Genomic DNA, 12,441 nt, shown 5'->3' with positions numbered 1-12,441 from the left:
AAAGAAATAATTAAAGACGAAGATCTTTCAAGATATATTCTTTAAAATAAATTTAAGCAAAAATAAAAAATATAATATAAATAAAATGGAAGAATATATTAAAAAAGCGAAGGTTTTGCTTGAAGCCCTGCCGTATATACAGGAGTTTGCCGGCAAAACTTTCGTGATAAAATTCGGAGGCTCGATATCCGTAGATGCCGGTTTAAAAGAAAGCTTCATTAAGGACGTTATACTTCTAAAACTTATCGGAATAAATATTATTATTATTCACGGCGGAGGAAAAGAAATCGACGTTCTTTTAAAAAAGCTTGATATAAAGGCAAATTTTTTTGACGGCTACCGCATTACGGACGAAAATACTATGGAAGTAGTCGAGATGGTATTGTCGGGAAAAATAAACAAAGACCTTGTAGCTTTAATAAATAAATTCGGCGGACGCGCCTGCGGTTTATCCGGAAAAGACGGAAATCTTATTGTAGCGGAAAAAATAAATTCGGGCAGCGTAGATTTAGGTTTCGTAGGAGAGGTTAAAAAAGTCGATAAAAAGATTTTACTAACCTTAGATCCGTCGTTTATTCCGGTCATAGCTCCCGTAAGTATGGACAAGGAGGGTAGAACCCTTAATATTAACGCCGACCTTGTAGCTTCTGCCGTCGCAGGCGAACTTGAAGCAGAAAAGCTTATATTTTTATCCGATCAGGACGGGCTTTTAGATTCTAATGGAGAACTGATTTCGTCCGTTACGACTGTTGAAATTAAAAAATTGATTAAAGACGGCGTAATTTACGGAGGAATGATACCTAAGGCAAATTCCTGCGCCGACGCCGTAAAACATGGAGTTAAAAAAGTGCATATGATAAACGGTTCCACGCCTCACGCTATTTTGCTTGAAATATTTACTAAAAAGGGGATAGGAACGCAAATTTATAATTAATATAAACAGATTTCGTCTAAGCGCATTAAAAATATAAAAGGTGAAATAATGGATACTAAAGAACTAACGAAAAAATTTATAATGAATACATACGGCAGATTCGATTTGACTTTAGTCAAAGGAGAAGACTGCTTCCTATACGACGAAAACGGAAAAAAATACTTAGATTTTGCCTCGGGAATTGCGGTAAATAATTTAGGATACGGCAATAAAGCGGTAGAAAACGCCGTTGTAAATCAGGTAAAAAAACTGATACACACGTCAAACTATTTTTATACCGAACCGCAGGCTAAGCTTGCAGAAAAATTATGCGTAAATTCGTTTGCGGATAAAGTTTTTTTCTGCAACAGCGGAGCGGAAAGCGTAGAAGGAGCAATAAAATTAGCAAGAATTTATGCGGGTAAATTTTCCAAAAGAGGATATAAAGTAATAGCTATGCAAAATTCTTTTCACGGCAGAACTTTCGGCGCGCTTTCGGCTACCGGTCAAGATAAATATCATAGCGGTTTTGAGCCCCTTTTAAACGGTTTCGAGCACGTTAAATTTAACGACATAGAATCTATAGAAAAACTGATAAACGGCGAAAACGGCAAAGATTATTGCGCAGTAATATTGGAGCCTGTTCAGGGCGAAGGGGGAGTCAATATATCGGACAAAGAATATATGAAAGCATTAAGAAATTTGACGGCGCAAAACGATATATCTTTAATTTTCGACGAAGTGCAGGCGGGACTTGGAAGGACTGGGAAACTTTTTGCTTATATGAATTACGACGTCGAACCGGATATAATGACCCTTGCAAAGCCTTTGGCCGGAGGATTGCCTATTGGCGCAGTGCTTGCAAACGAAAAGACGGCTAAAGCTTTTGAACCCGGTAACCATGCTACTACTTTCGGAGGCGGACCGTTGGTAACAGCTGCTGCAAACGCTTTCTTCGACGAAATAACTAATGCGGGGTTTTTAGACGAAGTTTTAAATACCGGAGTGTACGTCAAAGAAGCGCTTGACGGTTTAAAATCAAAATTTTCCGGTTTGATTAAAGAGGTAAGGTCTATAGGTTTAATAAGTGCGATAGAGTTTTATTCCATCAAATCTAAAGATATAGCAGTGAAATTAATAGACGAAGGTTTTTTGACTACTACTGTCCAGGATACGGTGCTAAGACTTACTCCACCGTTGATTATCAAAAAAAACCACATAAATCTATTAATGGATGCCATAGTTAAAATTCTTGAGGGTTATAAATAATAAAAAAAGAATGAGGGCGCTCTTAAAGGCGGACGGTTAATTAAAATTATGAAATCGGCAAAAAATTTCTTATCGGTATATGATTTTTCTAAAGACGAAATATATGACGTTCTTTTAAGGTCTGATATTTTAAAGGCTGAAAGAGGAAGAAAAAATTCATGCCTTGAAGGCAAAAAAATCGGAATGATATTCGAGAAGTCTTCTACAAGGACGAGAGTATCTTTTGAGGTCGGCATAGTCGAACTTTGCGGACATCCTATTTTTATGTCGTCAAGAGATCTTCAACTGGGACGGGGAGAGCCTGTTAAAGATACTGCAAGGGTGTTAAGCAGATATTTAGACGGCGTCGTTATAAGGACTTTCGAACAGGAAAGAATAGAAACTTTTGCGAAATATTTCGAGAAACCGGTAATAAACGGACTTACCGATTTATATCACCCCGCGCAGATATTAACCGATATATTTACCGTTTACGAAATAAAAAAAAGAAATTTAAAAATCGAAGGCGATTCTCGCTCAGAAGCCGAAAGTATTATAAAAAATTTAAAAATAGTTTATTTCGGCGATGCTAACAATATGGCAAATTCATGGGTTAGTCTTCAGGCCATGCTCAACTTCGAGCTTGTTTTAGCTATGCCGGAAGGATTCGAAATAAATTATGAAGTTAAAAAAGAATCCGAAAAAAAAGGCGGCAAATTCAGCATAATAAACGATAAAATATATGCGGCAAAAAATGCCGACGTTATTACTACCGATGTTTTTATAAGTATGGGGCAGGACGAGGAAAAAGAAAAAATAGATAAATTAAAGCCTTTTATAATAGACGATAACGTAGTAAAAAATGCAAAAAAAGACGTTATTTTTTTACACTGCCTGCCCGTCCATAGAAACGAAGAAGTTACCGAAGATGTGTTTGAAAGGTTTGCGCCTATAGTCTTCGAGGAAGCGGAAAACAGGTTGCATGTTCAAAAAGCTATTATGGAAAAAATTTTCGTAGGAGGATAATATTTTATTATGGCTCAGTTAAAAAAGAAAAGCAAAAGTGCAATCAAAAACAGCGGTAAAGACAAAATAGTACTAGCTTATTCCGGAGGCCTCGACACCTCCGTAATTTTAAAATGGCTGATAAATACTTATAAAGCCGAGGTTATTGCTTATTGCTGCGATGTAGGGCAGAAAGAAGATCTTGCGGCGGTTAAAGAAAAAGCTTTAAAAACCGGAGCTTCGGAAGCTATAGTAGAAGATATGAAAGAAGAATTTGCCGAAAATTATATATTTCCAATGCTTAGAGGAAACGCTCTTTACGAGGGCGCTTATTTGTTGGGCACTTCTATAGCAAGACCTTTAATAGCTAAAAGACAGATAGAAATAGCTACAGAAAAAGGTGCAAAGTATGTTGCTCACGGCGCCACAGGCAAAGGTAACGATCAGGTAAGATTTGAGCTTGCATATGCAGCCGTTAATCCGCAAATAAAAGTTATAGCGCCATGGAGGGAGTGGGATATAGTTTCCAGAGCAGAACTTATAAAATACGCTAATGATAACGGTATTCCAGTTCCGGTAACAAAGGCCAAACCTTATTCCAGCGATAAAAATCTATTTCATATAAGTTATGAAGGGGGAATTTTAGAAGACTTGGAAAACGCTCCCGAAGAATCCATGTTTGAAATAACGGTATCTCCCGAAGAAGCTTTGGACAAGCCCGAAAAAATAGAAATTGAATATAAGAACGGAAATCCGATAGCTTTAAATAAAAAGAAAATGAATCCGTTCAAAATCGTAGATACGCTCAATACGATAGCAGGCAGAAATGCTATAGGCAGGGCAGATATAGTAGAAACTAGAATTACGGGAATGAAATCCAGGGGCGTTTACGAAACTCCGGCAGGAACGGTTTTAAGTTTTGCGCATAGAGTTATGGAATCGATAACTTTGACAGGAGAGGAAATAGAACTAAAAAACAGCCTTGTCCCGCAATATTCAAAGCTAATATACGAAGGCAGCTGGTTCAGCCCCGAATTAAAAGCCGTTCAATCGCTTATCGATTCTACTCAAACCTCTGTTAACGGTACAATAGGTTTAGAACTATATAAAGGAAACATTAAAGTTTTATACAGAAAATCAAAAAACAGCCTTTATTCCCAAAATATCGTTACCTTCGAGGACGATAAAGGCTCTTATTCGCAAAACGACGCAACCGGCTTCATCCACTTAAAATCTTTGCGCTATAAATTAATGTAGTACTGGAATTCAATTCCGGTACTGCCACAAAATGGAAATGAAAAATAAAAATAAAACCGAAAAAACCGGTCTCCTTAAACATAATAACTTCGTAAGGGGGCGTTTTATAGAGGATATATCGGAAATTACCGCTGATTTCACGGCATCGCTGGATATAGATAAAAAGCTTGCCGATTTTGACATAGACGGCAGTATCGCTCATTTGTACGCGCTGAAAAAAGCCGGCATAGTTACCGAAAAAGAAAAAAAAGATATAGAAAAAGCTCTTTTAAGAATTAAAAGGGAAATTAAAAGCGGCGAATTAACCCTTAATAAAAAATATGAAGATATTCATATGAATATAGAAAGGAGGCTTATTGAGCTGCTGCCTTCTTCAGGACCGAAACTGCATACCGGAAGGTCAAGAAACGATCAGGTATCTGTCGATTTCAGGCTTTACGTAAAAAATGAAATTAAGAAAATCGCGGAGGCGTTAATAGCTTTAAGAGAAGAACTTGTTTCTTCCGCCGCTTCAAATATAGAAACCGTAATTCCAGGTTATACCCACTTTCAGCATGCACAGCCGGTATCGCTGGCGCATCATTTGTCCGCTTACTACGAAATGTTTACGAGAGATTTTAAAAAATTAACTTCGGCTTACGAAACCGCCGACGTTTTAACTTTAGGAAGCGGCGCGCTTGCAGGCGTCGATTTTGATATCGACAGGTCTCTCGAAGCGGAAATTTTAGGATTCGGAAAAGTTTCCAGAAACAGTATGGACGGGGTTTCCGACAGGGATTTCGCGATAGAATTTAATTTTTCCCTTTCTATGATAGCTATGCATCTTTCCAGATTTTGCGAAGAACTTATCATATGGAACAGTTTTGAATTCGGTTTTATAAAATTAAAAGACGAATTTACGACCGGTTCAAGCATTATGCCGCAGAAAAAAAATCCGGACGTTCTCGAATTGATCAGGGGTAAAACAGGAGGAGTAATATCCAATCTTATTTCGCTTTTCATTATGATGAAATCTTTACCTCTTGCTTACAACAGGGATATGCAGGAAGACAAAAAACCGGTAATGGAAAGCGCTTTGACGGTTTTCGATTCGCTTTCGATATTTAAAGAAATAATAAAAACCGTGGAATTTAATAAAGACGTTATGTCGAAAGGGCTTAAAAACGATACTATTTATGCCACCGATATGGCGACGTATTTCGTTAAAAAAGGCTTGCCTTTCAGAAAATCGCACGAAGCTGTCGGCAAAATAGTGAATTACGCGGAAAATAAAGGCAAAAAACTTTCCGAGTTATCTCTGAAAGAATATAAAAATATTATAGATATTGCAGATAAAGATATATTTAACGTTTTTAATCCCGAAACATCGGTAAATTCTAAAAAAACGATTGGTGGAACCGCATTTAAACAAATAAAAAATATTTTAAAAGATTATGAAAAAGAGATCAAAAACGATAAGCTATTTTTATTTTCTCTTAAATAAAAAAAGAAATTTTGTTTTTTCAATACTTTATGTTTTATTGGCCGCAATATCTTTTTTATTATTGCCTGGATGCGCTAAAACGGGCTATCCCCAGCCTCCTAAAATCGTTCCGCCGCATTCTCCGGTTATATTGAAAGCCGAAAAAAATAAAAAAACAGTTCGCATAGTTTATCGCTATGTTTACGATTTAGATAAAATTAAAGGTTTTTTAATTTATCGCAGTTATTATAAAAATAAAAAAAACGCGGTTAAGTTGCAGTGTAATTCATCAAAACCTTTTGCTTTTCAAAATTTAAATTTTAAAAAAAGATTTAGCTTGCAAAATAATAAATTTTTTTATAATGTAAATAGTAAAGTTTTAAGAAACGGCTATTATGTTTTCTGCATAAAAAGCGTGGGTAATTTCAATATTAAATCGGATTTTTCTAATTATAAAATCATATTTATTAAAATTAATTAATATGTTATTATAAAAAATAAATTTTATTCGAGGTAAGATGCTATGACCATGCAAATTAAGAAAGATAAACTTAATAAGGCCTTTTTTTTATTAAGCATAATTATTATAGTAATTCTTGCATTTCTGCTTTTACAGAAGAGGTTTGGCCTTTATTTTAAAAAGGCTCCGTTTTCGCTAAAGCTGGTAAGGGTTATCGGAGCGGGATATCGCCTTAAAGGTCCGGCCGGCGTTGCATTCGGCAAAAGAAATAATATTTACGTCGTCGATTCGGGTAATTCAAGGATTTTGAAGTTTAACATTAGAGGTCGTTATATTAGGCAGTGGGGAATAGAAGGTAAAACTACCGGCGAGTTTATGATTCCGCTTTTTGCGGCTGCACATGGCAATCCTGAAAGAGTTTACGTAGTAGATTCCGGCAATTCAAGAATACAGGTTTTTAAACCTAACGGATATTTCGTATCTGAATTCGGCATATCTAAAAATCAAAAAAGAATGCTTATACAGCCTACCTGCGTCGCATTTTCCGACGGCAAAATATATGTCGCAAACTCCGGAGCCGACGATATTGCGGTTTATTCAAAAAACGGCAATTTTTATGAAAGCATAGGGAATTCTTTAATTAAAAGCAATGAAGGAAACGCTCTTTCGGCAAAAATAAACGGAAGCCAAAAAAGCGGAAGCGAAAGTACAGAGAAAAAAAGCAAAAAAGGCAAAAAAAATAAAAAAAATTCAAATTCTTCAAATATTTCAGGCAAAAGCGCAGTTAAAAACTTAACTGTTGCGTTTAAACTTAAAAAACCCGTAAGCATTACCTTTTCTAAAAAATATATTTACGTTTCCGATTACGGTCTTTCAAAGATACTTGTTTTTAACAGGCAGTTCGATTATATAGGCGCCATAGGAATAAAAGGACAGTCGGGGCATAGGCTTTATCATCCGGTCGGCATAGTTTATAAACACGGTTACCTTTACGTCGCTAATTACGGCAGAAGCATTTTAACCGTATTTAAATTAGCCGACGGTTATAACGTTATAAAAGCCTACAATTTTGGAACTCCCGGGATCGGCAAAAATAATTTTAATCATGAATCTAATATATCTATGTCTTTAAGCGGAAAATACATTGCTATTGCCGACACTAACAACAACAGGGTATTGATATACCGTATAATCGGCAGTTGATTAAATGAAAACCAAGGTTGCAATTATAGGCTCAGGTCCAGCCGGCTCTTCGGCCGCGATAGCTTTATCCAAAAAAGGAATACCCAATATCTTAATAGACAAACGAAGAACTATAGGATTGCCTGTGCAGTGCGCAGAGTTTGTTTCTTCCGGCATAAGTTCCTACGTCGATATGAATTCATTGCTTTCCGCCGTAAACCAAAAAATACAATATATTTACATTAATGCAGGAAATAAAACTTATAAACACGCCGGCAGCGGCTATATTTTAAACAGGGATATTTTCGATTTAAATCTGTCGGAGAAAGCCGTGCAATTAGGTTCAAAATTGTTTGCGGGTTCAAGGGTTTATAAGATAGACAGACAAAAAAACTGTATAGAAGTGCTCGATGTTTTAGAAAAAATAGTATATGAAATTTATTATGATTACTTAATAATAGCGGCAGGTCCAAACAATATTTTTAAATCTTATAATTCCCATGGAGAATCTTATATTTATGCGCTGCAGATAAAAACGGAACTTTTAAGAAAATTAGATTCGGTGTTCTGTTATTTTAGGAATTATATACCTTACGGCTACGGCTGGATTTTTCCTAAAGTCAATTATGCAAATGTGGGCATCGGCGTTGAAAAGCCTGTTTCCGATGTTAATCTTTCAGCTTGTTTAAAAAAGTTTGCCGATGAATTAAAAAGCGAAGGGCTTATAGGAAGCGAAGTTATAGAAAAAACATCCGGATTAGTTCCCGTATCGGGACTGAACGATTTAATCTCTGGCAATATAGTTTTTTGCGGAGACGCCGCCGGTTTGACTCACCCGGTTACCGGAGCCGGCATTTTAAATGCAATAATATCCGGAAGTTTAGCGGGGGATTATGCGGCGGACAGCGTTAAGGCATCTAAAAATTTTTTAAACGATTATAAGGAAGAAATAGAGTCAATTTTTAAAAAGTCTTTTTTAACCGCTTGTGAAAAAAGGTATCGATTATATCCTTTAATGAACGACGAATACGGCATAAGCAAAAATATTAAGCTCCTATGGCCTTCTTTTGAAGAATATTACGTTTAAACGTTAAACCGCCCGATAAACCTTGTTTTATATCTCATAAAGAGTTAAAATTAATAAATCGGCAAATTTTTTACTAAGAAAATATAAATATCTTAGACATAATATGCGCTAAGGAAAATATTAATAATAGCTTATAAATAATGTATAAATGCAAAAACTGCGGCGCCGTTTCTTTAAAATGGGTAGGTAGATGCCCTGAATGCCATAGTTTTAATACTATGGAAGAAGTTATAGCGGGTGAAAATAAGCCTAAGATTGTAAAGTTTAAAAAAACTCCCCCATCTGTTTCGCCTGCCACGGTTTTAGACTGGCAAAATTTCCAAAATGTAGCAAGAATAACAACAGGAATAAAAGAATTCGATTTATCGGTCGGTTCGGGGCTGGTAGCCGGACAGAGCATTCTTATAGGCGGAGAACCCGGAATAGGAAAATCTACGCTTATGCTTCAAGTTGCCGAAAAAATTTCCCTGTCCGGGCTTAATACTTTATATATTTCCACGGAAGAATTGTTAAACCAGATTATTTTAAGAGCAAAAAGATTAAAAATAGATTCTAAATCCCTTTTTTTTCAAGCGCTTAACGATATTAACGAGATTTTATATTCTATAGAAAACGGAAATTACGGTTTTGTAATAATAGATTCGATTCAGCGCATAACTATTCCTCAGTCCGATTCTGCTTATGGTAGCGTCAACGGATTGAGGGAAATAGCCCATGAGATTACGTCGCTGTGTCTGAAAAAAAATTGCGGAGTTTTTCTTGTATGCCATGTTACTAAAGAAGGGGGGTTTGCCGGACCAAAAACGTTAGAACATATAGTGGATACGGTTCTGTATTTTGATTCAAGTAAAAGAGATTCATATAGGATTTTAAGATGTTATAAAAACAGGTTCGGTTCTACGGACGAAGTAGGAATATATGAAATGTCGGAAAACGGGTTAAAAGTGGTTAAAAATCCGTCGGCTTATTTTACTTCCGAAAGACAGCCGGATTCGCCGGGTTCGGTTGTAGTGCCGTGCTTAGAAGGAACGAGGGCGATGCTGGTCGAAGTGCAGGCTCTTGTAGTTCCGTCTTATATGCCCGTTCCTAAAAGAGTTTGTCTAGGCATAGATTCCGGCAGAGTTTCTATTATTTCCGCCGTACTTGAAAAAAAAGAAGGAATAAAACTTTCATCAAAAGAAATTTACGTTAAAATATTCGGAGGCATAAACGTTCAAGAGCCTGCCGTCGATTTGCCGGTAGCTCTTTCGATAACTTCAAGCTACTTGGAAAAACCGCTTCCTCCAAATTTTATAGCCTTTGGGGAGGTAGGATTGACGGGGGAAGTCAGGGGCGTCGGCAATCCCTCTGCAAGGATAAAAGAGGCGTTAAATATGGGTTTTTCCGATGTTTTGCTTCCTCAATCCAACGTTAAAGACGTAAAAGACGTTAAGGGCATTTCCGCCGTAAATCTTCATCCTTTAACAAAATTAAAAAAAATTATTGAATATTTAGTCTAACTGAAATAAAATAAACGTCAGGCAGTTAATAAAATAATTAATTAAAAAATAAAAAAGAGAATCTATTTTGCAAAATATTTCTTTCGATTATATAGAAAACGAATTAGAAAAAGTAGAAGAGCAGTTCGAAAAACATCTTATAACGGAAACGCCTTTAATACATAAGGTTGCCGAATATGTCATTTCAAGCGGAGGGAAAAGAATACGTCCTATACTTCTTATCGTAGCTTCAAAATTATGCGGTTACGACGGGAACGACCATATTTCGCTTGCGGCCGTAATAGAATTTATTCATACGGCTACCTTGCTTCACGACGACGTCGTAGATAATGCTCCATTAAGAAGGGGTAAGGCATCCGCGAATACAATTTTTGGAAACGAAGCCGCCGTTCTTGTAGGAGATTATTTATTTGCCAAATCTTTTAAAGTCTTGTCGGATATTAATAATATAAAAGTTATAAAGTCTTATTCCGACGCTACTACCCTTATGGCGGAGGGAGAAGTAAAAGAATTAGTTAAAACTGCGGATATAAAAACCGGCGAAAAAGATTATTTAGATATAATTATTAAAAAAACCGCCGTTCTTTTTGCATGTGCTTCCGAAGTCGGCGCCATAATTGCCGGCAAAGAAGAAAAATGTGCAAAAAAACTTTACGATTACGGCTTGAATATAGGAATTGCTTTTCAGCTTATGGACGATGCGTTAGACTATATTTCGGATAAAGAGTTCGGTAAATTTATAGGAAACGATTTAAAAGAAGGGAAACTCACGCTTCCGCTGATACATGCTATAGAAAGGGCAAGTCAAGACGAAAAAGAAGTTATCATTAATATAATTTATAAAAAAAGGCTGGCATCCAAGGATCTTAGAACGGTTTTGTCGTTGGTTAAAAGTTACGGTTCTATCGACTATACTATATCGAAGGCAAAAGATGCGATAAAAAAAGCAAAAAAGAATCTTGATATATTTCCGGACTCAAAGTATAAAAACAGTTTAATAGATATTGCAGATTATATAATAGACAGGAAATTATAACTTATGAACGATTTTATTTTTAAAGAAAACCAACTTTATTGCGAAAACGTGCCCGTTAAGGAAATTGCCGGCAACGTCGGAACGCCGTTTTATCTATATTCGCTGGCTACTTTAAGAAGGCATTTTAACGTTTTCGACGAAAGTTCCAGAGTTTTAAATTCATTAGTATGCTACAGCGTTAAAGCTAATTCAAACATCGCTATACTTAATTTTTTATTTAAAATGGGCTGGGGCGCGGATATAGTTTCCGGAGGAGAACTTTTCAGGGCAATTAAAGCTGGAGTAGATACGGGAAAAGTTGTATATTCCGGGGTAGGAAAGACTGAAGCCGAAATAGAATATGCGATCAAATCTAATATCCTTATGTTTAACGTGGAATCACTGCCCGAAGTTTTTCTTATCGATAAAGTAGCCGGCAGGTTAAATACGAAAGCAAGAATATCTTTCAGGATAAACCCGAACGTCGATCCTAAAACGCATCCTTATATATCTACCGGCCTTAAGAAAAATAAATTCGGCATAAGCATAAAACATGCTGTTTCGGCGTACGAAACGGCAAAGGAATTGAAAAATATAGACGTAGTAGGGCTTGACTGCCATATAGGTTCGCAGTTGACAGAAATATCCCCGTTTAATGATGCCGTAGAAATAATAAAGGAACTTCTCGACAGAATTACCGCTAAAGGTTTCGATATTAAATATCTGGATCTTGGAGGCGGACTCGGTATAACTTACGAAAATGAAATGCCGCCTCATCCTTCCACTTATATGAATTCTATTAAAAATATATTAAAAAGTTACGACGGAAAGGTTATTTTCGAACCGGGCAGATTAATAGTCGGAAACGGCGGAATATTTGTCGCTAAAGTTACATACGTCAAAGATACCGGAAGTAAAAACTTTATAATAACCGACGGGGGAATGAACGATTTAATCAGGCCGGCTCTATATGAGGCGTATCATGAAATAGTGCCGGTTATAAAAAAAGAAGGGCCTAAAATTAAAGCAGATATAGTAGGTCCTATTTGCGAATCCGCCGATTTTTTCGGAAAAGACAGAGTTTTAAATTCGGTTTCGGATGGAGATTTAATTGCGGTATTCAGCGCAGGCGCTTATGGTTTTTCGATGTCTTCCAACTATAACTCAAGGCCAAGGGCTACAGAAGTACTCGTCGATAAAGATAATTTTTATGTAATTAGAAATCGCGAAACCTATGAGGATTTAATAGATAAAGAAATTATACCGGAAAACATAAAATAATCAGATATTGCTTTGCACATAGCCATTAGTCA

The 12,441-nt window shown here is 36.4% G+C and carries 11 protein-coding genes; all 11 read left to right on the top strand.

The features are described from left to right. Positions 1–85: 85 nt before the first annotated feature. The 11 genes from argB (at position 86) to lysA (ending at position 12,409) form a co-directional block, all read left to right on the top strand. Positions 86–934 (top strand): acetylglutamate kinase, encoded by an 849-nt coding sequence (gene argB, locus EVJ48_08600; GenBank protein RZV37641.1) that lies wholly within the window; start codon positions 86–88, stop codon positions 932–934. A 48-nt stretch (positions 935–982) separates the two neighbouring features. Continuing rightward, positions 983–2,182, top strand: a complete 1,200-nt coding sequence (locus EVJ48_08595; GenBank protein ID RZV37640.1) for an aspartate aminotransferase family protein — start codon at positions 983–985, stop codon at positions 2,180–2,182. Between the two features lie 48 nt (positions 2,183–2,230). Further along, on the top strand, positions 2,231–3,187 hold the full coding sequence (gene argF, locus EVJ48_08590) for an ornithine carbamoyltransferase (GenBank protein ID RZV37639.1): 957 nt from the start codon (positions 2,231–2,233) through the stop codon (positions 3,185–3,187). Positions 3,188–3,196: 9 nt separating this feature from the next. Further along, positions 3,197–4,423, top strand: coding sequence for an argininosuccinate synthase (locus EVJ48_08585; protein RZV37638.1), 1,227 nt, complete (start codon positions 3,197–3,199; stop codon positions 4,421–4,423). 31 nt (positions 4,424–4,454) lie between these two features. After that, entirely contained in the window at positions 4,455–5,906 is a 1,452-nt protein-coding gene (gene argH, locus EVJ48_08580; GenBank protein ID RZV37637.1) for an argininosuccinate lyase, read from the top strand. Further along, positions 5,857–6,366 carry a hypothetical protein gene (locus tag EVJ48_08575; protein RZV37636.1) on the top strand — a complete coding sequence of 170 codons (510 nt, stop codon included), beginning with the start codon at positions 5,857–5,859 and terminating at the stop codon, positions 6,364–6,366. Before argH ends, EVJ48_08575 begins: the two co-directional genes overlap by 50 nt. Positions 6,367–6,408: 42 nt before the next feature. Beyond that, the gene (locus EVJ48_08570; GenBank protein ID RZV37635.1) at positions 6,409–7,548 is read left to right on the top strand and encodes a hypothetical protein; all 1,140 of its coding nucleotides are present in this window, start codon (positions 6,409–6,411) and stop codon (positions 7,546–7,548) included. 4 nt (positions 7,549–7,552) lie between these two features. Next, entirely contained in the window at positions 7,553–8,614 is a 1,062-nt protein-coding gene (locus EVJ48_08565) for an NAD(P)/FAD-dependent oxidoreductase (protein RZV37634.1), read from the top strand. A gap of 140 nt (positions 8,615–8,754) precedes the next feature. Next, positions 8,755–10,113 carry a DNA repair protein RadA gene (gene radA / locus EVJ48_08560; protein RZV37633.1) on the top strand — a complete coding sequence of 453 codons (1,359 nt, stop codon included), beginning with the start codon at positions 8,755–8,757 and terminating at the stop codon, positions 10,111–10,113. 67 nt (positions 10,114–10,180) lie between these two features. Beyond that, complete coding sequence (locus EVJ48_08555; protein ID RZV37632.1) at positions 10,181–11,149, top strand: polyprenyl synthetase family protein; 969 nt, start codon at positions 10,181–10,183, stop codon at positions 11,147–11,149. Between the two features lie 3 nt (positions 11,150–11,152). Then, a complete protein-coding gene (lysA, locus tag EVJ48_08550; GenBank protein RZV37631.1) occupies positions 11,153–12,409 on the top strand; it encodes a diaminopimelate decarboxylase in 1,257 nt (418 codons plus the stop codon). Positions 12,410–12,441: the final 32 nt, after the last annotated feature.

The sequence above is a fragment of the Candidatus Acidulodesulfobacterium acidiphilum genome, from assembly GCA_008534395.1.
Classification (GTDB): Bacteria; SZUA-79; SZUA-79; order Acidulodesulfobacterales; family Acidulodesulfobacteraceae; genus Acidulodesulfobacterium_A; species Acidulodesulfobacterium_A acidiphilum.
This window is presented reverse-complemented; position numbering and strand designations above follow the sequence as displayed.